Annotated in this window: 22 protein-coding genes and 2 tRNA genes; 11 read left to right on the top strand and 13 right to left on the bottom strand. The window is 73.8% G+C overall.

The genetic code is table 11. The annotated features are described in order from the left end of the window. Window positions 1–56 precede the first annotated feature (56 nt). Genes purL through purS form a run of 3 tightly spaced genes read right to left on the bottom strand, consistent with a single transcriptional unit; the run spans window position 57 to window position 3,240 of the window. On the bottom strand, window positions 57–2,312 hold the full coding sequence (gene purL, locus ACWDD9_RS03745) for a phosphoribosylformylglycinamidine synthase subunit PurL (RefSeq protein WP_074001867.1): 2,256 nt from the start codon (window positions 2,310–2,312) through the stop codon (window positions 57–59). Next, the gene (gene purQ / locus ACWDD9_RS03740) at window positions 2,312–2,989 is read right to left on the bottom strand and encodes a phosphoribosylformylglycinamidine synthase subunit PurQ (protein WP_049654011.1); all 678 of its coding nucleotides are present in this window, start codon (window positions 2,987–2,989) and stop codon (window positions 2,312–2,314) included. The genes purL and purQ overlap by 1 nt, the downstream gene beginning before the upstream one ends. Further along, complete coding sequence (gene purS / locus ACWDD9_RS03735) at window positions 2,986–3,240, bottom strand: phosphoribosylformylglycinamidine synthase subunit PurS (protein WP_049654013.1); 255 nt, start codon at window positions 3,238–3,240, stop codon at window positions 2,986–2,988. The genes purQ and purS overlap by 4 nt, the downstream gene beginning before the upstream one ends. 465 nt (window positions 3,241–3,705) lie before the next feature. Between purS and ACWDD9_RS03730 the strand changes: the two genes are divergently transcribed. The 7 genes from ACWDD9_RS03730 (at window position 3,706) to ACWDD9_RS03700 (ending at window position 8,357) form a co-directional block, all read left to right on the top strand. Further along, on the top strand, window positions 3,706–4,023 hold the full coding sequence (locus tag ACWDD9_RS03730; RefSeq protein WP_030056585.1) for a histone-like nucleoid-structuring protein Lsr2: 318 nt from the start codon (window positions 3,706–3,708) through the stop codon (window positions 4,021–4,023). Window positions 4,024–4,166: 143 nt separating this feature from the next. Further along, a tRNA-Gly gene (locus ACWDD9_RS03725) sits at window positions 4,167–4,239 on the top strand. 39 nt (window positions 4,240–4,278) lie between these two features. Continuing rightward, window positions 4,279–4,351, top strand: a tRNA-Gly gene (locus tag ACWDD9_RS03720). Between the two features lie 188 nt (window positions 4,352–4,539). Next, window positions 4,540–5,547 (top strand): ABC transporter ATP-binding protein, encoded by a 1,008-nt coding sequence (locus tag ACWDD9_RS03715; RefSeq protein WP_074001868.1) that lies wholly within the window; start codon window positions 4,540–4,542, stop codon window positions 5,545–5,547. Beyond that, entirely contained in the window at window positions 5,544–6,389 is an 846-nt protein-coding gene (locus tag ACWDD9_RS03710; RefSeq protein ID WP_449810696.1) for an ABC transporter permease, read from the top strand. Before ACWDD9_RS03715 ends, ACWDD9_RS03710 begins: the two co-directional genes overlap by 4 nt. A gap of 97 nt (window positions 6,390–6,486) precedes the next feature. Then, on the top strand, window positions 6,487–7,716 hold the full coding sequence (locus ACWDD9_RS03705) for a sensor histidine kinase (RefSeq protein ID WP_388047268.1): 1,230 nt from the start codon (window positions 6,487–6,489) through the stop codon (window positions 7,714–7,716). 17 nt (window positions 7,717–7,733) lie between these two features. Next, window positions 7,734–8,357 (top strand): response regulator, encoded by a 624-nt coding sequence (locus ACWDD9_RS03700; RefSeq protein WP_387829768.1) that lies wholly within the window; start codon window positions 7,734–7,736, stop codon window positions 8,355–8,357. A 33-nt stretch (window positions 8,358–8,390) separates the two neighbouring features. Here ACWDD9_RS03700 and ACWDD9_RS03695 read toward each other — a convergent pair whose 3' ends face one another. The 4 genes from ACWDD9_RS03695 to purD all read right to left on the bottom strand — a co-directional run bounded on the left by ACWDD9_RS03695 (window position 8,391) and on the right by purD (window position 14,641). Further along, the gene (locus tag ACWDD9_RS03695; RefSeq protein WP_049654021.1) at window positions 8,391–9,290 is read right to left on the bottom strand and encodes a phosphoribosylaminoimidazolesuccinocarboxamide synthase; all 900 of its coding nucleotides are present in this window, start codon (window positions 9,288–9,290) and stop codon (window positions 8,391–8,393) included. Window positions 9,291–9,415: 125 nt separating this feature from the next. Further along, complete coding sequence (locus ACWDD9_RS03690) at window positions 9,416–10,954, bottom strand: N,N-dimethylformamidase beta subunit family domain-containing protein (protein ID WP_049654022.1); 1,539 nt, start codon at window positions 10,952–10,954, stop codon at window positions 9,416–9,418. Window positions 10,955–11,181: 227 nt separating this feature from the next. After that, window positions 11,182–12,768 carry a hypothetical protein gene (locus ACWDD9_RS03685; RefSeq protein ID WP_449810695.1) on the bottom strand — a complete coding sequence of 529 codons (1,587 nt, stop codon included), beginning with the start codon at window positions 12,766–12,768 and terminating at the stop codon, window positions 11,182–11,184. Window positions 12,769–13,393: 625 nt separating this feature from the next. After that, a complete protein-coding gene (purD, locus tag ACWDD9_RS03680; protein ID WP_049659445.1) occupies window positions 13,394–14,641 on the bottom strand; it encodes a phosphoribosylamine--glycine ligase in 1,248 nt (415 codons plus the stop codon). A gap of 367 nt (window positions 14,642–15,008) precedes the next feature. Here purD and ACWDD9_RS03675 point away from each other — a divergent pair, with 367 nt between their 5' ends. Then, window positions 15,009–15,794 (top strand): SLATT domain-containing protein, encoded by a 786-nt coding sequence (locus ACWDD9_RS03675; RefSeq protein ID WP_074001872.1) that lies wholly within the window; start codon window positions 15,009–15,011, stop codon window positions 15,792–15,794. 37 nt (window positions 15,795–15,831) lie between these two features. On the opposite strand, the gene ACWDD9_RS03670 is transcribed toward ACWDD9_RS03675, so the two are convergent. The 3 genes from ACWDD9_RS03670 to ACWDD9_RS03660 all read right to left on the bottom strand — a co-directional run bounded on the left by ACWDD9_RS03670 (window position 15,832) and on the right by ACWDD9_RS03660 (window position 18,619). Beyond that, window positions 15,832–16,479 (bottom strand): hypothetical protein, encoded by a 648-nt coding sequence (locus ACWDD9_RS03670; protein WP_049659440.1) that lies wholly within the window; start codon window positions 16,477–16,479, stop codon window positions 15,832–15,834. A 117-nt stretch (window positions 16,480–16,596) separates the two neighbouring features. Beyond that, window positions 16,597–17,613 carry a GntR family transcriptional regulator gene (locus ACWDD9_RS03665; RefSeq protein ID WP_074001873.1) on the bottom strand — a complete coding sequence of 339 codons (1,017 nt, stop codon included), beginning with the start codon at window positions 17,611–17,613 and terminating at the stop codon, window positions 16,597–16,599. A gap of 208 nt (window positions 17,614–17,821) precedes the next feature. Next, window positions 17,822–18,619 carry a carbon-nitrogen family hydrolase gene (locus ACWDD9_RS03660; RefSeq protein WP_449810694.1) on the bottom strand — a complete coding sequence of 266 codons (798 nt, stop codon included), beginning with the start codon at window positions 18,617–18,619 and terminating at the stop codon, window positions 17,822–17,824. A gap of 174 nt (window positions 18,620–18,793) precedes the next feature. Here ACWDD9_RS03660 and ACWDD9_RS03655 point away from each other — a divergent pair, with 174 nt between their 5' ends. Then, window positions 18,794–19,615 carry a maleylpyruvate isomerase family mycothiol-dependent enzyme gene (locus ACWDD9_RS03655; RefSeq protein ID WP_375875054.1) on the top strand — a complete coding sequence of 274 codons (822 nt, stop codon included), beginning with the start codon at window positions 18,794–18,796 and terminating at the stop codon, window positions 19,613–19,615. A 39-nt stretch (window positions 19,616–19,654) separates the two neighbouring features. On the opposite strand, the gene ACWDD9_RS03650 is transcribed toward ACWDD9_RS03655, so the two are convergent. Together ACWDD9_RS03650 and ACWDD9_RS03645 are read right to left on the bottom strand one after the other, a co-directional pair. Next, entirely contained in the window at window positions 19,655–21,049 is a 1,395-nt protein-coding gene (locus ACWDD9_RS03650) for an MFS transporter (protein WP_449810693.1), read from the bottom strand. 60 nt (window positions 21,050–21,109) lie between these two features. Beyond that, window positions 21,110–22,342 carry a M64 family metallopeptidase gene (locus tag ACWDD9_RS03645; protein WP_387829754.1) on the bottom strand — a complete coding sequence of 411 codons (1,233 nt, stop codon included), beginning with the start codon at window positions 22,340–22,342 and terminating at the stop codon, window positions 21,110–21,112. Window positions 22,343–22,707: 365 nt separating this feature from the next. Between ACWDD9_RS03645 and ACWDD9_RS03640 the strand changes: the two genes are divergently transcribed. Next, the gene (locus ACWDD9_RS03640) at window positions 22,708–23,634 is read left to right on the top strand and encodes an LAETG motif-containing sortase-dependent surface protein (RefSeq protein ID WP_449810692.1); all 927 of its coding nucleotides are present in this window, start codon (window positions 22,708–22,710) and stop codon (window positions 23,632–23,634) included. Window positions 23,635–23,847: 213 nt separating this feature from the next. Further along, window positions 23,848–24,804: an LAETG motif-containing sortase-dependent surface protein gene (locus tag ACWDD9_RS03635; RefSeq protein WP_449810691.1), complete on the top strand. Its 957-nt coding sequence runs from the start codon at window positions 23,848–23,850 to the stop codon at window positions 24,802–24,804. Window positions 24,805–24,885: 81 nt separating this feature from the next. On the opposite strand, the gene ACWDD9_RS03630 is transcribed toward ACWDD9_RS03635, so the two are convergent. Beyond that, entirely contained in the window at window positions 24,886–26,322 is a 1,437-nt protein-coding gene (locus ACWDD9_RS03630; protein ID WP_449810690.1) for a dihydrolipoamide acetyltransferase family protein, read from the bottom strand. Between the last annotated feature and the right edge of the window lie 13 nt (window positions 26,323–26,335).

Raw genomic sequence — 26,335 nt, 5'->3', positions numbered from 1 at the left:
CATATGACGAGGGGCGGACGGTTCACCAGGAACCGCCCGCCCCTCGAACAGGCCGATCAGGCCAGCAGGGCCTCGATGACGCCGGTGTGGGCGTCCTTCAGCTCCGCCAGCGAGACGCTGAACTGGCCCTGGACGTCCAGGCTGTCGCCGTCCACGACACCGATCCGGGTGGCCGGCAGGCCGCGCGCGGTGCACATGTCGTTGAAGCGGAGCTCCTCGCTGCGCGGCACCGCCACGACGGCGCGGCCGGCCGACTCCGAGAACAGCAGGACGAACGGGTCCTGGCCCTCCGGCAGGACGATCCGCGCACCGTGGCCGCCCTTGAGGCAGCTCTCCACGAGCGCCTGGCCGAGGCCGCCGTCGGACAGGTCGTGCGCGGCGTCGATCATGCCGTCGCGCGAGGCGGCGATCAGGATGTCGCCGAGCAGCCGCTCGCGCTCCAGGTCCACCGCGGGCGGCAGGCCGCCGAGGTGGTCGTGGACGGCCTGCGACCAGGCCGAGCCGCCGAGCTCGTCCGCCGTGTCGCCGAGCAGGTAGAGCAGCTGCCCCTCCTCGGCGAAGGCCAGCGGGGTGCGCCGGGTGACGTCGTCGATGACGCCGAGCACCGCGACCACCGGGGTCGGGTGGATGGCGACCTCGCCGGTCTGGTTGTACAGCGAGACGTTGCCGCCGGTGACCGGGGTGCCGAGCACCAGGCAGGCGTCGGCCAGGCCGCGGGTGGCCTCGGCGAACTGCCACATCACGTCCGGGTCCTCGGGGGAGCCGAAGTTGAGGCAGTCGGAGACGGCGAGCGGCTTGGCACCGCCGGCCGCGACGTTGCGGTACGCCTCGGCCAGGGCCAGCTGGGCGCCGGTGTACGGGTCCAGCTTGGCGAAGCGGCCGTTGCCGTCGGTGGCGACCGAGACGCCGAGGTTGGTCTCCTCGTCGATCCGGATCATGCCCGAGTCCTCGCCGACCGAGAGCACGGTGTTGCCGAGCACGTAGCGGTCGTACTGGTCGGTGATCCAGGACTTGGAGGCCTGGTTCGGGTGGCTCGCGACCTTCAGCAGGTCGGCCTTGAGGCCCTCGCCGGTGGTCGGGCGGGCCAGCCGCTCGGCGGTCGGGGCGTCGGCCTGCAGCGCGTCCTGCCAGCTGGGGCGGGCGTACGGGCGCTGGTAGGTCGGGCCCTCGTGGGCGACGGTGCGCGGCGGGACGTCCACCACGAGCTCGCCGTGCCAGTAGATCTCCAGGCGCTCGCCGTCGGTCACCTCACCGATGACGTTGGCGATGACGTCCCACTTCTCGCAGATCTCCAGGAAGCGGTCGATCTTGTCGGGCTCCACGATCGCGCACATGCGCTCCTGCGACTCGCTCATGAGGATCTCCTCCGGCGAGAGCGTGTGGTCGCGCAGGTGCACGGTGTCGAGCTCGATCCGCATGCCGCCGGAGCCGGCCGAGGCCAGCTCGCTGGTGGCGCAGGACAGGCCGGCGCCGCCGAGGTCCTGGATGCCCTTGACGAGCTTCTCCCGGAAGATCTCCAGGGTGCACTCGATCAGGAGCTTCTCCTGGAACGGGTCGCCGACCTGGACCGCCGGGCGCTTGGCCGGCTTGGTGTCGTCGAAGGTCTCGGAGGCGAGCACCGAGACGCCGCCGATGCCGTCGCCACCGGTGCGGGCGCCGTACAGGACGACCTTGTTGCCGGCGCCGGAGGCCTGCGCGAGGTGGATGTCCTCGTGCTTCATGACGCCCACGCACAGCGCGTTGACCAGCGGGTTGCCCTGGTAGCAGGAGTCGAAGACGACCTCGCCGCCGATGTTCGGCAGGCCCAGGCAGTTGCCGTAGCCGCCGATGCCCGCGACGATCCCGGGCAGCACGCGCCGGGTGTCCGGGTGGTCGGCCGCACCGAAGCGCAGCGGGTCCATCACGGCGACCGGGCGGGCGCCCATCGCCAGGATGTCGCGCACGATGCCGCCGATGCCGGTGGCCGCGCCCTGGTAGGGCTCGATGTACGACGGGTGGTTGTGCGACTCGACCTTGAAGGTGACCGCGTAGCCCTGGCCGACGTCGACGACACCGGCGTTCTCGCCGATGCCGACGAGCATCGCGTCCGAATCCGGCTTCTTCTCGCCGAACTGCTTCAGGTGGACCTTGCTGCTCTTGTACGAACAGTGCTCCGACCACATGACCGAGTACATGGCGAGCTCGGCGCCGGTGGGACGGCGGCCGAGGATCTCGCGGATGCGCGCGTACTCGTCCTCCTTGAGGCCGAGGTCGGCCCAGGGCTGGGCGGCGTCCGGGGTCTGCTCGGCGTTCTTGACGGTGTCGAGGCTCATCAGGCGTTCACCAGCTGCTTCAGGACGGAAGTGAAGAAGCCCAGGCCCTCGGTGGTCGGACCGGTGAGCGGCTCCACGGCGTGCTCCGGGTGCGGCATCAGGCCGACGACATTGCCGGCGGCGTTGGTGATGCCGGCGATGTCGCGGTACGAACCGTTCGGGTTGACGTCCAGGTAACGGGCGACGACCCGGCCCTCCGCCTCCAGCTCGTCGAGCACCCGCTCCTCGGCGACGAAGCGGCCCTCGCCGTTCTTCAGCGGGACGACGATTTCCTGGCCGACGGAGTAATCCCCGGTCCAGGCGGTGCCGGCGTTCTCGATGCGCAGCTTCTGGTCGCGGCAGATGAAGTGCAGCGAGTCGTTCCGGGTGAGCGCACCGGGCAGCAGGTGCGATTCGCAGAGCACCTGGAAGCCGTTGCAGATACCGAGCACCGGCATTCCGAGCTTCGCCTGCTCGATGACGGTCTCCATCACCGGCGAGAACCGGGAGATGGCACCGCAGCGCAGATAGTCGCCGTAGCTGAATCCGCCCGGCAGGACGACGGCGTCGACCTGGTGGAGATCCTTGTCACGGTGCCAGAGGGCGACCGGCTCGGCGCCGGCGAGACGGACCGCCCGCCGGGCGTCGCGGTCGTCGAGGGAGCCGGGGAAAGTGACGACGCCGACGCGGGTGGTCACTTGCCCTCCTCCTCGACCCGGACGGTGAAGTCCTCGATCACGGTGTTGGCGAGAAAGGTCTCGGCGGCTTCGCGGATACGGGCGAGCGCCGCGTCGTCGACCGGGCCCTCCACATCCAGCTCGAAACGCTTGCCCTGGCGGACGTCGGCGATCCCGGTGAATCCGAGACGGGGCAGTGCACGCTGCACCGCCTGTCCCTGGGGGTCGAGGATCTCCGGCTTGAGCATGACGTCGACTACGACGCGTGCCACTGGCACTCCCGGTGGTGTCTTCGGTGAGGCGGGGGAACTCCAGACTACCGGTGGTTTCGGGCAGGATTGCTGGCCGGGCATAGCGACGCGCGTAGACCCCAGACCCTTACGCAGCAAGGGATCCAGCGCCCCGATCACCTGCCCGGGCCGGCCGGTTTCCCCGGATTCGGCACTCGGAACGACGCCCTCCGGAGAACACCCGAATACGGCACTTGGGGACAGAACCGCCCGACCCGCACATCGGTATCAAGGAACCCGCCGAAGAGACGTGAATATCCGGAAAAGAATGCCGGACTCTTCGATTTCGGCCCCCTTCGGGTGCAGAATAGGGCCACCTGTCGCGGCAAGTGCTGCGTATCAGGCGAGCCGCCCGGCCCGCCCGTACGCGCTTGCGCGAGTTGGTGCACATCAGGCCCCGGTACCCCCTCGGACCGGCGGCCGAATTGCCCGAGAGGATTGACACCCATGGCTCAGCGTGTAGTTGTCACGCTCTCCGACGACCTGGACGGCGGCGCCGCCGCCGAAACCGTCCACTTCGGCGTCGACGGAAAGTCGTACGAGATCGACCTGTCCGTGGACAACGCGGAAAAGCTGCGGGAGGCCCTCGCTCCGTTCGTCGCCGCCGGCCGCCGGCAGAGCCGCACCGGAAAGTCCTTCCGGCGCACCGCCCTCACCCCGGACCCGGCCGCCGTCCGCGCCTGGGCCCTGTCCCGCGGGATGGAACTGCCGGCCCGCGGCCGCATCCCCAAGCACGTGTACGAGGCGTTCGCCGAGGCGAACTGACCCCGCGGGGAGCCCGCTCCCCGGTCGCCCCGCCCGCCCGGTCCGAAAGGGTGGGGCGACCACCCCGAACGATGCTGTAGAGTATTCCTCGTCGCCGCAACGGAGAGATCCGAAGAGGCGGCGGGTGCCCCACCAGGCACCATGCGGACGTGGCTCAGTTGGTAGAGCATCACCTTGCCAAGGTGAGGGTCGCGAGTTCGAATCTCGTCGTCCGCTCGCAGTGCGCGAGCACAGCACAACTCAATAGTTTGACCTGCGGACGTGGCTCAGTTGGTAGAGCATCACCTTGCCAAGGTGAGGGTCGCGAGTTCGAATCTCGTCGTCCGCTCAGATACGAAGGGCCCCCTCAATCGAGGGGGCCCTTCGGCATTCCCTCCCGGGGCGTCCCGGCACCCCCGCACCCGGCGGCCGGCGATATCGGCCATGACATTTGTCATCGCCGACCCGTGCGTCCCCACCGCGATGTCATGACGGCGCGCACTGCCCGTACCGCCCGGCCGACGGGAGGCTTGGGGCATGGAAACGAGCCGGCCCTCCCGCCCCAGCGACGACGTGATCGAGGTCACCGACCTGCACCGCCACTACGGCGGCGGCAGCACCGGGTACCACGCCGTACGCGGCGTCGACCTGACCGTCCGCCGCGGCGAGCTGTTCGCCCTGCTCGGCACCAACGGGGCCGGCAAGACCTCCACCATGGAGGTCATCGAGGGCCTGGCCGCGCCCACCGGCGGCACCGTCCGGGTGCTCGGCCGGGACCCCTTCACGGAGCGCGGCGCCGTCCGCCCGCGGATCGGCATCATGCTCCAGGAGGGCGGCTTCTCCGGCGAGCTCACCGCCGCCGAGACCGGCCGCACCTGGGCCGGGATGACCAGCGGCGCCCGCCCGGTCGCGGAGGCGCTGGAGCTGGTCGGCCTCGGCCACCGGGCGAACGTCCGGGTCAAGCAGCTGTCCGGCGGCGAGAAGCGCCGACTGGACCTCGCGATGGCCCTGCTCGGCCGCCCCGAGGTGCTCTTCCTGGACGAGCCCAGCACCGGCCTCGACCCGGAGGCCCGCGCCGCCGTCTGGCGGCTGGTCCGCGAGCTGCGCGCCCAGGGCACCACGGTGCTGCTCACCACGCACTACCTGGAGGAGGCCGAGGAGCTGGCCGACCGGCTGGCCATCATGCACGGCGGCCAGGTCGTCACCTCCGGCACCGTCGCCGAGGTGATCGCCGGCCGGCCCTCCCGGATCTCCTTCGAACTGCCCGAGTTCACCGGGACCGCGCTGCCCCTGCTGCCCGGCGCCGAGCTGTCCGTCGACGGCCGCAAGGTCACCGTGCAGACCGTCGGGCTCCAGGACACCCTCACCGACCTGCTCGGCTGGGCCCGGCACCACGGCATCGCGCTCGGCGCGCTGGACGCCCGCAGCGCCTCGCTGGAGGAGGCCTTCCTCGCGATCGCCTCCGAGGCCGCCCACCAGCACCCCCCGCAGGCGCCCGCCGCCACCCGCCCCGCCCGCCGCCGCCTGATCGGATCCGCCCGATGACCACCGCCACCACCGCCACCGCCACCGCCGCCACCACCGCCGGTCCGCAGAGCACCGCCGTCCGCCGGCTGCTCGCCCTCGGCCGGGCCGAGGCCACCCTGCTGCTGCGCAACCGCACGGCCCTGTTCACCGCCCTGGTGCTGCCGTTGTTCCTGGTCGTCGTCCTCCGGAGCACGCTGGCGCAGCAGGCCGAGTCCAACCCCGGCCTGGACGTCGACTCGCTGCTGGTCTACGGCTCGGTCGGGATGGTCCTGGCCTTCGTCGTGTACTACAACCTGACCGCCGCGTATGTCGGACGGCGCGGCGAGCTGGTCCTCAAGCGGCTGCGCACCGGCGAGGCCCGGGACATCGAGATCCTGCTCGGCACCGCCGTCCCCTCGCTCACCCTCGGCCTGCTGATGGCCGCCCTGATCGGGATCGGCGGCAGCGTCGCCCTGCACCTGACCGTGCCGGTCAACCCGCTGCTGATGCTGGTCGGCCTGCTGCTGGCGCTGGCCACCATGATCGCCCTGGCCGCGCTGTCCAGCGCCTTCACCAGGACCGTGGAGAGCGCCGGCATCACCACCCTGCCGGTCATGCTGGTCATGCAGTTCGGCTCCGGCCTGTTCGTCCCGCTGGACGTCATGCCCGAGCAGCTGGCGAACATCTGCCGCCTGCTGCCGACCACCCCGGCCTTCCAGCTGATTCGCGTCGGCTGGTTCGGCACCGACGGCTCGGCCGCCGCGACCGGTTTCGCCGGCTCCTGGGGCGCCGCCGGCTCGCACCTGGTCACCGGGGGCATCTGGCTCGCCCTCGCGGTCTGGGGCGCGGTGCGCTACTTCCGCTGGGAGCCGCGCCGCTGAGCATCCGGCAGTAATCCGAAGGAACGCCCCCGGTCCGACCTCTGATATGAAGGCAGCAAGCATGATCGTGGTCGAACTGGGGGCGGAAGAAATGAGAATGCGGTCGCCGCTTCGCAGCTGGACGAGCCTGAGCAATCCCCAGCGCACCGAGCTGTACCTGCGCTGGTCGCTCTACCTGATGGCGCTGTTCATCCTGCCCGGCATCCTGCTCACCGTCGGGAGCGTCGCCGACCAGGCCGAGAACATCCCGGTGATCCGGATCTCCCTGCTGATCGGACTCGCCGTCACCCTGGTGCTGCTGCGGGCCTACCGCACCGCGCTCGACCACTACCTGGGCCGCCCCGCCGACCACCGGCTCTGGACCGCCCTCTCGGCCGGCCTCGCGGTGGCCGGCTCCTGGACGGTCCTGCTGTTCGGGCCCGCCGACGGCGGGACGCGGAACCCGGGAGGCGCGCCCTTCACCCCGTTCGTCGCCAGCGTCCTGCTGATCGCCTCCTTCGGGCCGGTGTGCGTGGCGCTGACCCCGCGCTGGGCCGCCGTCACCGGGGTGGGCATGCTGGCGGCCGTCTTCCCGGCCGGGGTGCTGTCCGGGGGCGACCCCGCCGGCGTCGCCGGGTACCTGACCGGACTGACCATCGGCATGGCCTTCATCGGCTTCAGCTGCCGCAGCTTCGCCTGGCTGACCTCGATCGTCTGGGAACTGGACACCGCCCGCGAGGCGCAGTCCCGGCTGGCCGTCGCCGAGGAGCGGCTGCGCTTCTCCCGCGACCTGCACGACGTGATGGGCCGCAACCTCACCACCATCGCGCTGAAGAGCGAGCTCGCCGTACAGCTCGCCCGCCGGGGCCGCACCGAGGCCGCCGACCAGATGGCCGAGGTGCAGAAGATCGCCCAGGAGTCGCAGCGCGAGGTCCGGGACGTCATCCGCGGCTACCGCACCGCCGACCTGCACGCCGAGGCGATCGGCGCCCGCGCGGTGCTGCGCTCGGCCGACGTCGTCTGCGAGATCGACCTCGGCGAGCAGGCGGACGAGCTGCCGGCCCCGGTCCAGTCGGTGTTCGGCTGGGTCATCCGCGAGGCCACCACCAACGTGCTGCGGCACAGCGAGGCCGACCGCTGCCTGATCCGGCTGCGGACCGAGGACGGACGGGCCGTGCTGGAGCTGGAGAATGACGGGGTGCCCGACGTCCCGTTCCCCTCCCAGGGCAGCGGCACCGGGCTGCGCGGACTGCGCGAACGGCTCGCCGCCCACGGCGGCGAGCTGGCCGTGCCGACCGCCGGGCAGGGCGTCTTCCGGATGCTCGCCACCGTCCCGCTGCCGAGCTGAGGAAGAAAGACCGCCCGATGACCGAGAACGCCGCGCCCGTCCGCGTCCTGCTCGCCGACGACGAGCACCTGATCCGGGGCGCGCTGGCCGCGCTGCTCTCGCTGGAGGACGACATCGAGGTGGTCGCCCAGGCCGGCTCCGGGACGGAGGCGCTGGCGATGGCCCAGGCGCACCGCCCGGACGTCGCGGTGCTGGACCTCCAGATGCCCGGCAAGGACGGCATCGAGGTGGCCTCCGCGCTGCGGCTGCTGCTGCCGGACTGCCGCTGCATGATCGTCACCGGCCACGGCCGCCCGGGCTACCTGAAGCGGGCGCTGGAGGTCGGAGTGCGCGGCTTCCTGCCGAAGACCGTCTCGGCGGCCGACCTGGCGGGCATCATCCGGACCGTGCGCTCCGGCGGCCGGTACGTGGACCCGGAGCTGGCGGCGGACGCGATCAGCGCCGGCGAGACCCCGCTGACCCCGCGCGAGACGGACGTCCTGGAGCTGGCCGCGGACGGCACCCCGATCGCCGAGATCGCCGAGCGCGCCTCGCTCTCCCAGGGCACCGTGCGCAACTACCTGTCCTCGGCGGCCACCAAGCTGGGCGCGGAGAACCGGCACGCGGCGGTGCGGATCGCCCGCGAGCACGGCTGGATCTGAGGGATCCGGCGCCCGCGGGCGATCGTTCCGGGCTCAGGCCCAGGTGGTGCCGGTCAGCCGCTCGTACACCTCGATGTACCGGGCCCGGGTCTGCTCGACGATCTCGGTCGGCAGCGCCGGCGGCGGCTGCTCGCCGTGGCGGTCCCAGCCGGAGGCCGGGGAGACCAGCCAGTCGCGGATCAGCTGCTTGTCGAAGGACGGCTGCGAGCGGCCCGGCTGCCACTGGTCGGCGGGCCAGTAGCGGGAGGAGTCCGGGGTGAGCACCTCGTCGCCGATCAGCAGCTCGCCGTCCAGCAGGCCGAACTCGAACTTGGTGTCGGCCAGGATGATGCCGCGCTCGCGGGCGATGTCCCGGGCCCGGGCGTAGACGTCCAGGGTGGTGCGGCGCAGCTGGGCGGCGAGCTCGGCGCCGATCCGGCGGGCGGTCTCCTCGTAGGAGACGTTCTCGTCGTGCTCGCCGACCTCGGCCTTGAGCGCCGGGGTGTAGATCGGGGCGGGCAGCTCGGAGCTGTTCTCCAGGCCCTCGGGCAGCGCGATGCCGCAGACCGTGCGGCTCTCCTGGTACTCGGCCAGGCCGGAGCCGGCCAGGTAGCCGCGGGCGACCGCCTCGACCGGGACCATCTCCAGGCTGCGGCAGACCAGCGTGCGGCCCTTCCAGTCGGCCGGGGCGCCGGCCGGGACCTCGGTGGAGATCACGTGGTTGGGGACGATGTCCGCGATCCGCTCGAACCACCACAGCGACAGCTGGGTGAGGATGCGGCCCTTGTCCGGGATCTCGTTCGGCAGCACCCAGTCGTGGGCGGACGTCCGGTCGCTGGCCACCATGACCAGCTCGCCCGATCCGGTGCGGTAGAGGTCGCGCACCTTGCCGGTGTGCAGGTGGACCAGGCCGGGTACCTGGACCGGCTCGGGCTTGGTGACAAATCCGCTCAAGGTGTTCAGTCCTCAGGGGTCGTTCGCGGGTGGGGCACCGCGAAAGGGGAGGTCACTGCCCCCGCAGTCTTTCACGACCGGGTTCGCCCGCCCCGACCCGTCCCCGGCCTCGGGGGACGGAGCGCCTAGTTCTTGCACAGTCGGTCCAGCAGGTTGGCGGTGGCCCGCTGGATCCGCTCGTCGGTCAGGCCCGGGCGGCCCAGTGCGGGCGACCAGGCGAAGGTGCCCGCCGCGAAGACGTACGCGCCGCTGGGCGCCCGGTACAGCGAGGTCTCCTGGTAGCGGGTGCGGCCGCCCAGGTCCTGGTACGGCGAGTGCGCCAGCAGCACCCGCTCGATGTGCTCGGGCAGCGCCACCTTGGGGTAGTAGCGGTCGGCCTCGCCGGCGACCAGCCCGGGCAGCTCGTCGCCCTCCTGGAGGCCGGTGCCGTCCCAGAGCCAGTGCGCGGTGTGCCGGGCGACCAGCGGGACGGGCGCGGCGACCCGCCCCGAGTACTGCACCCCGAGCAGCTGCTGCTCGGGCTCCCCGGCGTCCCGCCACAGCGCGCTGGCCGCGCCGGGCGCCCCGGCGGCCGGGCTGCCGGGGCGGACCTTCTGCCGCTTGCGGCAGTTGAGCAGCCGGTTGGGCTCGCCGGAGGCGGCGGCGCTCAGCTCGACCCGCCAGTACATGGTGTTGGCGGAGAGGAACACCAGCGAGGTGCCGCCGTCCCGGGCCCGCTCGGCGGCCCGGCGCATCGGCTCGGACCAGTACTCGTCGTGGCCGGGGAAGACCAGCGCCCGGTGCCGGGACGGGTCCACCAGGCCGGCGTGCAGGTCGGTGGCGGTGGCGTAGGAGAGGTCGTAGCCGAAGCGCTCGGCCCAGCGGATGAAGTCGTACGCGTGGCCGACGTGCAGCGGCAGTCCGGCGGTGGCGTGCGGGCGGTCGAAGGAGACGGTGACGGCCGCCTCCGGCTCGCCGACCAGACCGCCCAGGCCGTCCCAGGCGTGGTAGAGGCTGGCGCCGGTGCGGCCGTCCTCGGGAAACAGGTTGTACGCCTGCCAGGTCACGTCGGGGAGCACCAGGAGCAGCTCGGCGGTGCGCGCCCGCTCGTCGAAGTCCCGGACGGTGAAGGGGATGTGGCTGCGGTGCAGCATGTCCGCGGTGGTCAGCACGGCGACGTACGAGCCGGGCTTCCAGTGCGCCGGGATCTGGAGCCGCCAGGAGTGCCACCAGTGGTGGCAGGAGACCGTCCGGTCGACCACCAGCGGGGCGGGCTGGGCGAGGCCGGAGATCAGCGGGCTGGAGGTCATGTGGCGGGCGCCGTCGCCGCCGTAGTGGCCGATCCGGAAGACGTCCACGGTGAACTCGCGGGGCGGGTTGACGGTGACCCGGAAGTCCACCGAGCCGCCGGGGCGGATCACCCCGGCCGAGGCGAAGCCCTTGATCTGCTGGTCCACGTCGTTGGCGCCCTGCGGGCTGCCGACCGACGGCTTGGGCCGGGTGCCCGCGGCCAGCGGCTGCTGGCCGGGCGCGTCCACCGAGACGTACCAGGGGACGGCGCCCTCCGCCCCCGCCAGGTACTGGTCCGGGCTGCGCAGCCAGGGCAGCGGCCCCTGACCGAAGGGGTCGGAGACGCTGTAGGCGTGCGTCCCCGACTCCCAGCGGCGGTTGAGTTCGGTCCCCACGCGCCCCTCCCAGGTGCACTTCCGCCCGGTGGCACGTGCCCCCCGGATGTGCGTGCGGTCTAATACACCACAGAGTGCTGCCGTAACGTCACCCTCCGGTAGCAATTGGTGCAGGGAATCTCGCGCGCCTCCCGGGCAGGGCCTCCGGCCTGCGAAGACGCCGGGCGGCCAACCGATTTGGGGGCGCGCACCGGGGCACCGAGCGCCCTCCTGGAACGCCTGGGACGTCAGAGGCGGACGGGTTTCTCGAGACGGACGTCGGCCGCGTCCAGCCAGGCGCGCAGCGGGCCGTCCTGGCCCTGTTCGACGGCCTGGGCGACCGGGCCGGCCAGGTCGGTGCGGCGCACCCCGCCGAGCAGCAGCACCGGGCCGTCCAGCCAGTCCAGGCCGGGGGCGCCGCCGGCGGTGTCCACGGCGGCGCAGCAGACCATCGCGGTGACGTGGTCGACCAGCAGGTCGCGGCCGCTGCGGTCGGGTTCGAGCAGCGGGGCCGGGGCGGTGGTGCGGGCCAGCTGGGCGGCGAGCGCGGCGGCCAGCAGCTCGCCGTCGCCCTCGGCGAGCCGGCCCAGCAGCCGGGTGAGGGTCGGAGCGCCCGGGCGGGACTGCGGGGCGAGCCGGTCCAGGGCGGTCTGCAGGGCGGCGGCGCCCGCCCGCCAGCCGGCGTCCACCACCTCGGCCGGGTAGTCGGCCCACTCCAGCTCGTGCCAGCCGCCGGCCGCCGGGCGGCCGAAGAACAGGTCGGCGGCGAGCCGGGAGACCGCCCGGTCGACGGTGCCGGGCTCCTCCAGCAGGTCGCAGGCGGGGCGGTCGCCGAGCCGGCTGCCGTAGCCGTCGGCCAGCCGGTCGCGCCGGGACAGCTCGGTGAGCGCGGAGACCACGCCGGCGTTGAGGTGGGCCGGGTGGCGGCCGAGCCGCCAGGCGGGCAGCGCGACCCGGGTGAGCAGCCGGTCCCAGCCCGCGTAGGCCAGGCCGACCTGCTCCTGGGCGGCGATCCGCAGGCCGTAGTCGACCGCCCTGGCCTGCTCGGAGGCCCAGCCCGCGACCGAGCGCTCCAGCTCGGCGGAGTGGCCCCGGCAGGCGCCGAGCAGACGGCGGACGACCCGGCGGACGACCCGGTCGGCGAGTGCGGCCGGACCGCGCCGGGGCGGCCGGGGCGGGGCGGCCAGGATGCCGCCGCCGAGGCCGGGGGCCGTGCCGCCGCCGGAGTCCAGGCAGGCGTCCAGGCGGCGCAGGAAGCGCCGGGCGGCCGCGATCTCCGGGTCGGCGCAGGCGGCGGTGCCGGCCACCACGGGGGCGAGCAGGGCCCGCAGCTCGCCGGCCCGCATCCACCAGAGGAAGGGCGAGCCGATCACCAGGACGGGGGCGGGCTCGGCCGGGTCCGGCTGCGGCGGCGCGGCCGTCGGCCCGGCGGGCGGGACGTCCTCCAGCCAGCTGTCGCAGTCCGGGGTGAGGGCGACGGCGGAGGGCGCGGGCACGTCCAGCCGGTCCGCCAGCTCGTCGATCAGCCGGTACAGCTCGGGTGCCTCGGCGCGGTCCAGCGGGACGGCCGGGGTGGACGGCGGGACGGCCCGGCGCAGGGCCCGGGCGGTCAGCCCGGCCACCAGCAGGGTCAGCGCGGCGACCGCGCAGACCGCCCAGCGGGCGGCGTCCCAGCCGGCCGCGTCGGCGGCCCCGGGCGCGCCGATCCGGCCGGTGAACCGGCCCGCGAGCAGGACCACCGCGACGGCGGTGGGCAGGGCGGCGGCGGCCCGGGCGAGGCCTCGGACCCGCAGGACCGCCTGGGCGTGAGCGCGCGCGATGTCGACTGCTGCCATACGGTGCGGCACCCCCTTCGGAGCCCTCGGGCGCCCGGCTTCGGGCCCTGAGCCGACTCGAAATGATCAGTTCCGACCGGGAAGCGGAGGCGTCCGATCCCCGGTAGTGCATGCTGCGTGGCGCTACTGACATTTTCGACGCCCCGGTCCGGGTGGGCGTTCCGGATCACCCCGGTTTCCACTCGTCCCGGTGACACTGCCCGGATTCCGGACGCCGGCGGCCGGTCCGGTGCGAAGCACCCGACGACCGCCCGGCCGGACGCCGTCCAGCATCCCCCCGTGGGAGCACCGCTACCCGGCGGCGACCCCGGCGCACGGGCCCCGCGCACCGCGATCCAGCGCACCATAAGGCCGCACAGCCGGTTGCGTCAGCCGGATGCGGGTGCTGTCACCCGATGGGCTGGAATCCGTCGGCCGAACGGTGAGTCCGCCCCGGTGGGCCCTCCAGCCCCGAAACGCCCGGGGCACTGCGCCCATGGGGGTTGACCGGCCAGCTCGGTTGTTCGATCTTCGCTCGCCCCTGCCGGCGGTCCCCCGCCGCGGGCCCGAGCGGGGCCGTCACACGCCGCGGCCCCCGTGCGAACGGTTCGCACGGGGGCCGCGGTCGGCACGGGCACGGGTGGCCTCAGGCGGTGGCCGCCTTCAGCGCGATGTCGGTGCGGTGCTGGCCGCCCTTGAGGGAGATCCGGTCCACCGCGGCGTACGCGCGCTCGCGCGCCTCGGCCAGGTCGGCGCCGGTCGCGGTGACCGACAGCACGCGGCCGCCGGCGCTCAGCACCTGGCCGTCCTCGCCCGCCGTCGTCCCGGCGTGCAGCACGAACGCGGTGCCGTCCGCCTCGGCCTCGGCCAGGCCGTCGATCGGGTCGCCGGTGCGCGGGGCGGCCGGGTAGCCCTCGGAGGCGACGACCACGGTGACGGCCGCGCCCTCGTCCCAGCGCAGCGGCTCCAGCTGGTCCAGGGTGCCGTTGGCGGAGGCCAGCAGCACGCCCGCCAGCGGGGTGCGCAGCCGGGCCAGCACGACCTGGGTCTCCGGGTCGCCGAAGCGGGCGTTGAACTCGATCACCCGGGTGCCGCGCGAGGTGAGCGCCAGGCCCGCGTACAGCAGGCCGGAGAACTCGGTGCCGCGGCGGCGCAGCTCGTCCACGGTCGGCTGGAGGACGGTCTCCAGGACCTCCTCGACCAGCCCGGCGGGCGCCCACGGCAGCGGCGAGTAGGCGCCCATGCCGCCGGTGTTGGGGCCCTCGTCGCCGTCCAGCGCGCGCTTGAAGTCCTGGGCGGGCTGGAGCGGGACGACGGTGGTGCCGTCGGTGATCGCGAACAGCGAGACCTCGGGGCCGTCCAGGTACTCCTCGATGACCACGCGCTCGCAGGCGGCGGCGTGCGCCAGCGCCTCCGCGCGGTCGGAGGTGACCACGACGCCCTTGCCGGCGGCCAGGCCGTCGTCCTTCACCACGTACGGGGCGCCGAAGGCGTCCAGCGCCTCGGCCGCCTCGGCGGCGGTGGTGCAGACGTAGGAGCGGGCGGTGGGCACGCCGGCCGCGGCCATCACGTCCTTGGCGAAGGCCTTCGAGCCCTCCAGTCGGGCGGCCGCCGCGGACGGGCCGAACACCGGGACGCCGGCCGCGCGCACGGCGTCCGCGACGCCGGCCACCAGCGGGGCCTCCGGCCCGACCACCACCAGGGCGGCGCCGAGCCGGCCGGCCAGCGCGGCGACCTGCGCACCGTCCAGCTGGTCGACCGGGTGGACCGTCGCGACCTGCGCGATCCCGGCGTTGCCCGGGGCACAGTGCAGTTCGGACACAGCGGGATCTTGGGACAGAGAGCGGCACAGGGCGTGTTCGCGGGCGCCGCCGCCGATGACGAGGACCTTCACGCCTGGCAGCGTAGTCGGTGGCCTGTTCCGGCCGCTCTCCGGTCCCGTCGGATCCTCCAGGCGGAACGCTCCGTACGCCGAGCACACTGGAGGATCGTCCAAGCCCGACCGGGCCGATTCGGCGACGGGTGCCCGGGTCACGACGGCGGGTCACCGGACCCTCGCTCGGACGGGTGAAATCTCGCCGACCCCCGCAACCCGCCCACCTCGGGTTCCGTTGGCCGAAACCGGTAACGATCAGCGGAGAAGCGCCCCCACGGTCAGCCATTTGGCGGTAAGAAGTGCTGTTGGAGAACCACCGGCGGACACCACGTCAGCCGTTGCGCCGACAGACCCAGCAGTCCGCCCGCCACAGGGAGCCCCACAGGTGAGCCAGCCGGAAATGCAGCCCGAGGAGAGTGCCTGGGGCAAGGAGATCGGCGAGGAGGACCCGCCCGCCGCCGCCGTCGTCCGACGGGCCTCCACCCGACGCCGGGACGATCTGAGCACCCGACAGTTCCCGCTCGGGGACTGGGGCGAGCCCGCCGAACGGCTGGAGGAGCTCTACCGCTGGTCCGAGGAGCGGGCGGTCGAGGCCATCGAGTGGTACCGCCGGGACCGGATCTGGAAGCGCCGCTGGGCGCGCCTGCTGCGGTTCGGCGCGGCCGGCTTCGCGGTGGGCGGGGTGACCGCCCCGCTGGTCGACCTGGCCGGCGCCTTCGCGAACGGCACCGGCTGGGGCTACGTCGGCTTCGCGCTCTCCGCCGGCTGCCTGGCCGTCGACCGGGTCTTCGGCCTCACCTCCGGCTGGATGCGGGACGTCTCCACCGGACAGGCGCTGCAACGCCGCCTGGAGGCCTTCCAGTTCGACTGGGCGTCGGAGTGCGTGCGCGAGGTGCTCGGCCCGACCGAGGGCACCGCGGGCGAGGCCGCCGAGCGCTGCCTGGGCGTGCTGCGCCGGTTCTGCGAGGACGTCTCCGACATGGTCCGCTCCGAGACCTCGGAGTGGATGCTGGAGTTCCGCGCCTCGATGACCCAGCTGCCCACCCAGTCCGGCGGGGCCTGGGGCGGGCGCAGCGAGCCCGGGGTGGGCGCCCAGGTGCGGGTGCTGCCGCCGCCGGGCACCCGGCCCACCATGCCGCGTCAGCGGCCGCCGGAGGGGCCGCTGCGCTAGCGGCCGGGAGGCCGGCTCGCGGCTCGGGGCTCAGGGCTCAGGCGAAGACGATCATCGAGCCCTGGGCGACGCTCCTGGTCGCCGCCGCGTACAGGCCCGACCAGGCGTGCCGCTCCCGGGCGAAGGGGTGGACGTCGTCGATCGGCGGCCCGAACGGCTGCTCCAGGCCGGTCGGGCCGAGCGGCCGGGTCGGGTCCGGCGGGTTGAGTGGGTCGATGCCCAGCGCCGGTGCGACGGCCTGGAGTTCGCGCAGCAGCCCGTGGCTGGAGCCGAGCGGGCCGCCGGAGGCGAGCAGCGTCTCGTCCACCAGCGGCACCGCGAACTCGACCGGCACGTACGCGCCGGCGTGGTCGAAGTGCCAGACCAGGTGCGACTGTTCGGCGCCGCTCTCGAACATCTCCAGCAGCTGCTCGTAGTCGCCGCCGAGCGTGTCGACCGGGGTGATGTCCAGTCCGGTGAGGCCCAACAGGTAGGCGCGGCGCAGGAAGTGCAGCGAGTCGTAGTCGAAGGCGGCTATCGGCTCGACCGCACCGCTGATGCCCGGGACGAACTGGTAGACCGGCACCTCGGGCAGCCCGCGCGAGGCCAGCACCGCGTTGTAGAGCGCGAGGTCGTCCCGGAAGGGGTTGTCGGGACTGTGGCTCAGCACGTCCACCAGCGGGACGAGCCAGAGGTCGCAGGCCATGGCCGGCAGTTCCTCTCCGGAGGCGGGGATCGCCCGCGGAGACGGGGCGACGACGGGGGCTTGGGTCGGTACCCGGACGGCCCGTTGGCGGGGCGCCCGGTCCGACGCCCGCCCACCCTACCGGCCCGGCGCGGCGTGCGGGTCGGACCGCCCCCGCGGGGCCTCCGGGGGCGGCTCCGGCAGCCGCCGGCCGAACCGGCCGTACGGCGTCGCGCGCGGCTGCGGCACCAGGCCGAGGCCCAGGCCCAGTTCACGGCCGAGCTCCCGGCCGACCTCGTCGCTGCGGCGGCTCCGCTCGGCGCGGGCCGCGCCGGGCCCGGCGGCGGACTCGGCGGCCGGCTCCGGCGGGGCCGGCGGCGCGGGCGGAGGCTCGACCGGCACCGCCGGCGGCTCCTCCCCGGCGAACTCGGTGAGCAGCCCGAGGACCGTCACCGACTCCAGCGGCTGTCCGGCCAGCCCGGCCAGCAGCCGGACGGTGTACAGGTTGTACTCGCAGATGATCCGGTGCGCGGCGAGCGGGTCGCGGGCCTCGATCGCCTCGACCAGGTCCGGGTGGCGCTCCCAGCAGACCCCGCCCAGCGCGGGCAGCTCCCGCAGGTAGCGGGCGGCGAACATCCAGGACTGCACCCGCAGCCAGTCCAGGTAGTCGGCGATCCGGCGGTTGCCGAGCAGCGCGCCGACCTCCTGCCAGAACCGGCGGTCGCAGCCCACCATCACGTCCAGGTTCCCGGCCCGGGCGGCCCGCACCGCCGCGTCGGCCCGGCGGTGCAGCGAGGACAGCCGGCTGAGGTCGGGCAGCGCCCGGCGGGCGGTGTACTGGCGGTGGAAGCTGTCGGTGATCAGGACCCGGGACTCGAAGATCTCCAGGAAGTCGTCCCAGCCGAGCTCGGGCACGGTGAAGCCGCGGTGGTGCTCGGCCCGCAGCAGGCCCTGCGCGCCGAGGTCGACCAGGGCCTCGCGGGCCGGGGTCGCGGAGACGCCGTACAGCTCGGCGATCTCCTTGACGGTGAAGTTGCGGCCGGCCGCGAGTCGGCCGGCCATCATCTCCTCGCGCAGCGCGCCGGCGATCTGCTCGCGCAGGCTGTTGCGGTGGATGACGGGACGGGGGGTGTCGCCTGCGCCGTTGTCAGGCATGGGCGCGACCTCCTCGGGCGGGCCGACCGGGCAGGCCCTCGTACGGGCCGGCGGGGAACACGACGAGTGCTCATCTTCTCAAACCCGATCGACCCAGGTACGAACCAACCCTCCGGAACGCCGTCCACGGCGCCCCGGCGCCGTCCCGACCGCGCCCCGTCCCCCGCTCCCGCCGCCGCGCCGGCCCCGCTCGGGGCGCCGCTCCGGCTCAGCGCTGGACCGGCGCCGGGATCCCCAGCAGGCGGTCCCGCAGCACCGGGAACTCCTCGCGCGCCTTGGCCACCTCGGCCGGGTCGAACCCGACCGTCAGGACCTCCTCGTCCGCCCCCGCCTCGGCCAGCACCCGGCCCCACGGGTCCACCACGATGCTGTGCCCGGCCTGCTCGACCCCGGCGTGCGTCCCGGCGGTGTTGCAGGCCAGCACGAAGGCCTGCTCCTCCACCGCCCGGGCCCGGGCCAGCAGCGTCCAGTGCTCGCGCCGCCGGGCCGGCCAGGCCGCCGGGACCACCAGCAGCTGCGCGCCGGCGTCCAGCAGCGCCCGGAACAGCTCCGGGAAGCGCAGGTCGTAGCAGGTGGCCAGGCCCAGCGTGGCGAAGTCGGTGGGCGCGGTGACGATCTCCTGCCCGGCGCCCATCACCACCGCCTCACCGCTGTCGAAGCCGAAGCGGTGGATCTTGCGGTACGTGTGCACCAGCTCGCCGTCCGGGGAGAACAGCAGCGAGGTGTTGTAGATCGGACCGTCCGGATCGCGTTCGACGATCGAACCGGCGTGCAGCCAGACCCCGGCGGCCCGGGCGGCGGCCGACATCACGTCCGAGGTGGGCCCGTCCAGCGTCTCCGCGCCGTCCGACCAGAGGTCGTAGGCGAAGCCGCCGAGCGGCCACAGCTCCGGGAGGACCACCAGGTCGGCACCCTGTTGCGCCCGCACCAGGGCGGCCGCCCGAGCCCTCCGCTCGGCGGGCGGCTCCGCGTCGGAGACCGCGAGTTGGATCAATGAAGCGCGCACAGTACCACCGTCCACGGCAAGAGACCTACGATCGTCACCCGAAAGCGCTGCCCAGCTGTCTCCCGGCAGCGTAACGTGCGGTTAGCGTGTGCGCCGGGAAAGCCGGACCATCCCGGTCGGCCGTGACGGCGGGGCACAGGCGGCAAGGAAGCTGACGGAGGGCCGGAGATTCCCGTGACGGACAACCAGACCGTGCAGGCTTACACCGAGGCGTGGACCCAGACCATCGAGTCCATATCGGAGCTGGTCGCCCCCCTTCCCGAGGGCTCCTGGAACCGGGCCACCGAGTGTCCGGGCTGGTCCGTCCGGGACGTCGTCTCGCACGTGATCGCGGTCGAGTCCGACCTGCTCGGCGACCCCCGCCCGATCCACTCGCTGCCGCGTGACCTCCGTCACGTGACCTCCGAGTTCGCCCGCTACGTCGAACTCCCGGTCGACAAGCGCCGCTGCCACACCGCGCTGGAGATGACCAGCGAGCTGGAGTACACGATCATCCGGCGCTCCCGGGCGCTGCGGAACGCCAAGCAGACGCCCGAGGAGCCGGTGCGCTGGCCGGCCGGGCCGCTGGCCAGGGACGTCCCGTACCACGAGCTGCTGCGGAGGCGGGCCTTCGACGTCTGGGTGCACGAGCAGGACCTGCGCCGGGCCCTGGAGGCCCCGGGCAACCTGGACGCCCCGGCCGCGCTGATCACCCGGGACGTGCTGCTGGAGCTGCTGCCCCAGGCCGTCGCCACCAAGGCCGGGGCCCCGGCCGGAACGGCCCTGGTGCTGGACGTCACCGGCCCGGTGGAGTTCCTGCGCACCGTCCGGGTGGACGCCACCGGCCACTGCACCGTGGACGAGTCGATCAGCCTGGCGCCCGACGTCCAGCTCACCATGGACTGGGAGACCTACCTGCGGCTCGCCTGCGGCCGCGGCCGGCCCGGCCCGGTCTCCGTCGAGGGCGACCAGGAGCTGGCCGAGCGGGTGCTGGCCAACTTCTCGGTCACCATCTGAGGCGGACCGCCCGGGGCCCGGGGCCGGACGGCCCCGGGCTCAGCCCGCCTGCGCCGCGACCTTCCGGCGCAGCCGCAGGATCATCGCCGTGCCCACCGCCAGCGGGACGTACTGCCAGCAGAACGCCCAGCGGAAGGCGTCGGCCGAGTACCCGACGGCCCCGTCCGGGGAGAGCGCGTCCAGCAGCACGCCGATGCCGAACAGGGTGATCATCGTGCCGATGAAGCCGCCCATGTTGACGATCCCGGAGGCGGTGCCGAGCCGCTCCGCGGGGTTGCGGGCGCGCGCGTAGTCGAGGCCGACCAGCGAGGCCGGGCCGTTGCTTCCCATCACCAGGATGATCCCGACCAGCAGCCAGGTCGGCGGGTGGCCGCCGGGCCAGGCCAGCACCAGCGCCCAGCCGAGCGCGGTGGTCACGACGACGGTCAGCACGATCGGCATCCGGGCCCGCGCCGAGGCGGAGAGCAGCCGGCCGAACAGGAAGCCGAAGCTCATGTTGCTGAGCACCAGCAGGGTCAGCAGCCCGCCGGCCCCCGCTCGGGACATGCCCTGCGCCTGCACCAGGTAGGGCAGGCCCCAGAGCAGGCCGAAGGCGTTGCCGGGGAACTGGGTGGTGAAGTGGATCCAGAGCCCGAGCCGGGTGCCCGGCTCCCGCCAGCAGGCGAGGACCTGCTGGCCGACCTTCGGCCGTGCCCCGGTCGCCCCGCCCTTCCCGGCCTCCCCGGGCCGGGCGGCGGCGGCCTCCTGCGGGGGCGTGTCCTTGAGGAAGAGCGCGACCAGCGCGAACACCGCCACGCCCAGCAGCGCGATCGCGGTGAAGGTGGGCGTCCAGCCCTCGCTGTGCAGCGCCTGGGCGAGCACCACGGTGGTGACCAGGTTGCCGCCCATCCCGGCCAGGCCGGTCAGCTGGGCGACGAACGGGTTCCGGGCCGCCGGGAACCACCGGGCGGCGATCCGCAGCACGCTGATGAAGGTCATCGCGTCGCCGCAGCCGAGCACCGCGCGGGAGGCCAGCGCGGGGCCGAAGGAGGAGCTGAACGCGAAGGCCAGCTGACCGGCGCTCAGCAGCAGGACGCCCAGCAGCAGCACCCGGCGCGGCCCGAACCGGTCGACCAGCAGGCCGACCGGGATCTGCATGGCCGCGTAGACCAGCACCTGGAGGATCGAGAAGGTGGAGAGCGCCGAGGCGCCGATGCCGAAGCGGTCGGCGGCGTCCAGTCCGGCCACGCCGAGGCTGGTGCGGTGGATGACGGCCAGGATGTAGACGCTGACGCCGACGGACCAGGCCAGCCAGGCCGCGCGGCCGCCGGGCGGCTCGAACGCGGGTCCGGGCACCGGCGCTGACGCCGGCGCGGGGCCGCCCGGGGGCCCGGCGGCGGGTCGGGGAGCGGGGACGGACGGGGACGGGGCTGGACGGGCGGGCTCCACGGTCATAGTCCGACCAGATTAGTCATCCCATGATTGGACGCCCAGATCCGGGGCGCGCACCGCGCCTCAGCCGGTCAGCGTCCAGGACACCGAGCGGGTCATGTGGCGCTCCCGGAAGGCCTCGTCCCGCACCCAGTCGGTGGTGTCCTTGACGGTCGCCGTCACGGTGGCCGGCCGGCCCGGGGCCAGCTCCAGCGGGGCGGTGTCCAGCCAGGAGCCGTCGGGGGACTGCGGCGTCACGGGGACGCCGTTCACCTTCCACTCCACCTTCAGCTGCCGCGGGCCGGTCAGCGGCAGCGGCCGGACGTCGAGCCGGGGCCGCCCGGACACCTCGCCGGGGGCCGGCACCGGGGCGTCGGTCGGCCGGACCCTGCGGTACAGCTCCTCGATGATCGCCTCGCGCGAGGGGAGGTTGTACGCGCTGCCGAGGGTGCGCATCACCGAGTCCGGGGTGGGCCGGTAGAGGCCGTTGGCACTGCGGTACGCCCCGACCACCCCGGCCCCGTCCGGGGACTCGGCGCCCAGCCAGCGCCACCACTTGGTCTGCTTCCTGCGCATGTCGTCGGCGTTGAGGGTGGCGAGGTTCGGATAGTCGGCGTCCTCCGGGGCGCTGTCGTACTCGTCGCCGAGGTCCCCCACGGTGTGCCCGATCTCGTGCTGGATGATCCGCCCGGCGTCCGGGCTGCCGCCCGCCAGGGTGGTCACCCCGGTGCCGCCGGCGCCGCCGTACTCGGTGGAGTTGGCCAGGGCTATCAGGTACTGCGGCCCGGCGCCGCCCCCCGCGTACCGGGCGGTGGCGGCCTCGTCGGCGCAGAGCAGCCGGGCGGTGCCCTCGCACCAGAAGTGCATGCCGAGCGGGGTGGCGGTCTTGCGCCCGCGGCTCTCGGACTCCGCTATCCCGGAGACCGGGGAGACCACCTCGACCCGCCTGATGTTGAAGAAGCCCTGGTAGGTGCGGAAGGGCTCGATGTCCATCAGCGCGTGCCAGGCCTTGTCGGCCTGCTGCCGGAAGAGCTCCTGCTCGCCGGCCGTGTAGCCGTCGCCGAGCAGCACCAGGGTGATCCGGTTGGCCGGGTCCCCGGTGCGGCGTATGTCGACGGTGGGGGCGGCCGCGGGTATCCGCTGGTCGGCCTGGAGGGCCGCGTGCGGCGGCACCGCGCGGTCGGCGGCGGCCCCCGGCCCGATCACGCCGAACGGCGAGGGGCCGACCAGCTCCAGGGCGCCCGGGAGGGCGGCGGCGGACACCAGCACGAGTGCGGCCAGACTCCGGACGAGACGGCCAGGGTTGCCAGGCGGCATACGGGTGCGTCCTCCGGGTTCCGGTCACCCGGCGTCGCCCGGGTGGTGGAGCGGAGACGTACCCGGGCGGCCGGGACTCCCCTATCCGGCCGCGAAAAAGTCACCGACCTGGCCGAACGATCCGTACTTTCCGGATCATTCAGGTCATACCAACCATCACTCGGACGGTCTCCGAGGCCCGCCGAAGAACTCCGAAAAATTCTCGGAACCCACCTGCAACCCCTGACGGGGATGCGCGTCTATACGGATGAAGGCACGGAGAGCGAGACCGGCGGAGCCGGGGGGCGCTTCCGCTCGTGAAGCAGCGGGGCCGGTCGTCTTCGCCCACACACACCGTCAGACCCATGACCCTGGGGAGTCACGTCATGCGCACGTCCGTTATCACCCGTTTTGCGAAGAACGACCGCGCCTTCTCCGGCCGCCGCCGCATCGCCACCGTCGCCGCCACCGTCGTCCTCGCCGGCGGCGTCCAGCTCCTCGCCACCGACACCGCCTGGGCCTGCGGGGACCACCGGCTCAACGGCGCGTACGAGGCTCCGGCCAACGTGCCCGGACTGTCCCCGGACACCGCCATCGTCTCCGCCAAGTCCTCCGTGGTGGCGGACGGCAGCTGGAACGAGGTCTCCGTCAAGGTCACCAACAAGGCCGCCGAGGACGCCCACGGCATGGAGCCCTTCCTCGGCATCCACACCCCGGGCTCGGGCGCCGCGGCCCGCCTCAAGGACGTCAAGATCCAGTACGAGGACTACACCGGCGCCTGGAAGAACCTCCAGCTGCTCGACGGCTGCTCCCGCGTCGTCGACATCACCGGCTCCCAGCGCCAGCGGATGGCCGCCAACAGCTCGGCGACCTTCAAGTTCCGCTACTCGCTGGCCGCCGGCACCCCGGCCGGCGTGACCACGATCGACCTGCTGGCCTCGACCGAGATGGCCGGCTCCCAGGGCCCGGGCGACTCGGGCTTCAAGACGGTCAAGGTGACCCACCCCCAGGACACCGCCGGCACCAAGCCGACCACCCCGGCCAAGCCCAAGCCCACCCCCACCAAGGACACCAAGCCGGCCCCGGCCAAGCCCGCCGCCGAGCAGACCAAGGACACCGCCGCGGCCGCCCCGGCCTCAAAGCCGACCACGCCCTCCGCCGCCCCGGCCACCACCGCGCCCGCCGGCACCCCCGAACTCGCCCAGACCGGCTCCTCCTCCACCAACACCTTCCTCGCCGCCTCCTCCGCCGCGCTCCTCGCCCTCGGAGCGGGCGCCCTGATCGCCGTGCGCCGCCTCCGCCGCCAGCACTGACCTGCGGTCGTCGGCACCGAGCGGACCCCGGCGCCGACGGTCGAAAGATTCTCGGAACCCACCTGCAACCCCCGGCGGGGATGCACGTCCATACAGATGAAGGCACGGAGAGCGAGACCGGCAGAGCCGGGGGGGCGCTTCCGCTCGTGAAGCAGCGGGGCCGGTCGTCTTCACCCACACACCACCAGCACGACGACTTTGGGGAGTCACGTCATGCGCACGTCCGTTATCACCCGTTTCGCGAAGAACGACCGCGCCTTCTCCGGCCGCCGCCGCATCGCCACCCTCGCCGCCACCGTCGTCCTCGCCGGCGGCGTCCAGCTCCTCGCCACCGACACCGCCTGGGCCGCCGGGAACGGCGGCACCGCCGCCGCCGGCGCGCCCGCCGCGACCGCTCGGCAGGCCACCGCGGACCACCACGGGTCGTACAAGGCCGGGTTCCACATGACCCCGGACGGCCAGACCATCATCGCGGGCGGCCCCAAGGTCGAGATCGGCGTCGCCGTCACCAACTTCACCGGCGCTCCCTACCAGAACGTCTCCGCGGTGCTCGCGCTGTTCAACCCGAACTCCGGCACCGGCCTGCGGATCGAGGACCTGACGGTCGAGGTCGCCTCCGCGGGAGGCTGGAAGCCGGTCAAGCTGCGGCACTACGGCGACTCGACGCTGTTCACCGTCGAGTCCCCGGCGACGACCACCCCGCGCCTGGAGGACGGCCGGGCCGCGAACTTCATGTTCCGGGTGGGGCTCTCCGCGAAGGCGCCCAAGGACCTGACCGAGCTCGGGGTCGGCACCATCGCCAAGGCCCCCGGGTTCCCGGCCGACGGCACCGGCGACGCCAACCACACCTTCCAGGTAGCACGGTCCACCGCCCCCGGCACCAAGCCGACCACCCCGGCCAAGCCCAAGCCCGTACCCACCAAGGACGCCAAGCCGGCCCCGGCCAAGCCCGCCGCCGAGCAGACCAAGGACACCGCCCCCGCCGCCGCGGCCCCGAAGCCGACCACGCCCTCCGCTGCCCCGGCCACCACCGCGCCCGCCGGCACCCCCGAACTCGCCCAGACCGGCTCCTCCTCCACCAACACCTTCCTCGCCGCCTCCTCCGCCGCGCTCCTCGCCCTCGGAGCGGGCGCCCTGATCGCCGTCCGTCGACTCCGTCCCCAGCGCTAGTCGAACGGGCGGTCACACCGAAGGGGCCCTCCTCCGCACGGCGGTGCGGAGAAGGGCCCCTTCTTCGGTGCTACCGGGCCGTCAGCCCCAGGTGATCAGGCGCTTCGGGCGCTCCAGCAGCGCGGCCACGTCGGCCAGCACCTTGGAGCCCAGCTCCCCGTCCACTAGGCGGTGGTCGAAGGAGAGCGCGAGCGTGGTCACCTGACGCGGGACCACCTTGCCCTTGTGCACCCACGGCAGTTCCCGGACCGCGCCGAAGGCCAGGATGGCGGCCTCGCCCGGGTTGAGGATCGGGGTGCCGGTGTCGACGCCGAAGACGCCGACGTTGGTGATGGTGATCGTCCCGCCCTGCATGTCGGCCGGCGAGGTCTTGCCCTGACGGGCGGTCTCGACCAGCTCGCCGAGCGACGTGGCCAGCCCCGAGAGGGTCCTGGACCCGGCGTCCTTGATGTTCGGGACGATCAGGCCGCGCGGGGTGGCCGCGGCGATGCCGAGGTTCACCTGGCCCTTGAGGACGATCTCCTGGGCCGCCTCGTCCCACTGGGCGTTGATCCCGGGGTGCCGCTTGATCGCGGTGAGCAGCGCCTTGGCGACGATCAGCAGCGGGCTGACCCGGACGTCCCGGCCCAGCTCGCCGCTCTCCTTGAGCCGGCGGACGAACTTCATCGTGCGGGTCACGTCGACCTGCACGAACTCGGTGACGTGCGGGGCGGTGAAGGCCGAGGCCACCATCGCCTGCGCGGTCGCCTTGCGGACGCCCTTGATCGGCACCCGGACGTCGCCCGCGCCGGACACCGGCGCCTGCGGCGCGGCCGGCTCGGCCACGGCGGTCTCGGCCACCGGCGCCACCGGGGCCGCCGGAGCGGCCTGGGCGGCGGCGTGGGCGTGCACGTCCTCGCGGGTGATCACGCCGTCCCGGCCGGTCGGGGTGACCGCGCGCAGGTCGACGCCGAGGTCCTTGGCCAGCTTGCGCACCGGCGGCTTGGCCAACGGCCGCTCCCCGACCGGTACTTCGGCGACCGGGGCCGGAGCCGCGGGCGCCGGTGCGGCGACCGGGGCCGGGGCGGCGGTCGGAGCCGGCCTGGTCGCGGCGACCTTGGTGGTGGTCGTCCGCCGGGCCCGGCGCTGGCTGCCGCCGGTGCGCGGGCCGTACCCGACCAGCACCTCGCGCCGCTCGGGCTCGGGCTCCTCGGCGGGAGCCGGAACCGGCGCCTGGGCCGGTGCCGCGGCGGGGGCGGCCGGAGCCGCGGCACCCGCCTCCCCGGCGACCGCGATCGAGATGATCACGGTGCCGACGTCGACCGTCGCGCCCTCGGGGAAGTGCAGCGTCTCGACCACCCCGTTGAACGGGATGGGCAGCTCCACGGCCGCCTTGGCGGTCTCCACCTCGCAGACGACCTGCCCGTCGGTGACGGTGTCACCGGGCTTGACGTACCAGCTGAGGATCTCGGCCTCGGTGAGGCCCTCGCCCACATCGGGCATCTTGAACTCGCGGAGCGAGCGAACTTCGGTGGTCATCTTCGCTCCCCGG

The organism is Kitasatospora sp. NPDC001119 (genome assembly GCF_053598475.1).
The sequence above is the reverse complement of the archived record's forward strand: the minus strand, read 5'-3'. Positions and strand labels throughout refer to the sequence as shown.

Bases quoted from the DNA above. Each gene is read 5' to 3' on its own strand.
- ACWDD9_RS03700 (WP_387829768.1), top strand. From the start codon at position 7,734: ATGACCGAGAACGCCGCGCCCGTCCGCGTCCTGCTCGCCGACGACGAG.
- ACWDD9_RS03730 (WP_030056585.1), top strand. From the start codon at position 3,706: ATGGCTCAGCGTGTAGTTGTCACGCTCTCCGACGACCTGGACGGCGGC.
- ACWDD9_RS03650 (WP_449810693.1), bottom strand. From the start codon at position 21,049: ATGACCGTGGAGCCCGCCCGTCCAGCCCCGTCCCCGTCCGTCCCCGCT.
- ACWDD9_RS03645 (WP_387829754.1), bottom strand. From the start codon at position 22,342: ATGCCGCCTGGCAACCCTGGCCGTCTCGTCCGGAGTCTGGCCGCACTC.
- ACWDD9_RS03670 (WP_049659440.1), bottom strand. From the start codon at position 16,479: ATGGCCTGCGACCTCTGGCTCGTCCCGCTGGTGGACGTGCTGAGCCAC.
- purL (WP_074001867.1), bottom strand. From the start codon at position 2,312: ATGAGCCTCGACACCGTCAAGAACGCCGAGCAGACCCCGGACGCCGCC.
- ACWDD9_RS03640 (WP_449810692.1), top strand. From the start codon at position 22,708: ATGCGCACGTCCGTTATCACCCGTTTTGCGAAGAACGACCGCGCCTTC.
- ACWDD9_RS03710 (WP_449810696.1), top strand. From the start codon at position 5,544: ATGACCACCGCCACCACCGCCACCGCCACCGCCGCCACCACCGCCGGT.
- ACWDD9_RS03685 (WP_449810695.1), bottom strand. From the start codon at position 12,768: ATGGCAGCAGTCGACATCGCGCGCGCTCACGCCCAGGCGGTCCTGCGG.
- ACWDD9_RS03630 (WP_449810690.1), bottom strand. From the start codon at position 26,322: ATGACCACCGAAGTTCGCTCGCTCCGCGAGTTCAAGATGCCCGATGTG.
- ACWDD9_RS03705 (WP_388047268.1), top strand. From the start codon at position 6,487: ATGCGGTCGCCGCTTCGCAGCTGGACGAGCCTGAGCAATCCCCAGCGC.
- ACWDD9_RS03665 (WP_074001873.1), bottom strand. From the start codon at position 17,613: ATGCCTGACAACGGCGCAGGCGACACCCCCCGTCCCGTCATCCACCGC.
- ACWDD9_RS03715 (WP_074001868.1), top strand. From the start codon at position 4,540: ATGGAAACGAGCCGGCCCTCCCGCCCCAGCGACGACGTGATCGAGGTC.
- ACWDD9_RS03635 (WP_449810691.1), top strand. From the start codon at position 23,848: ATGCGCACGTCCGTTATCACCCGTTTCGCGAAGAACGACCGCGCCTTC.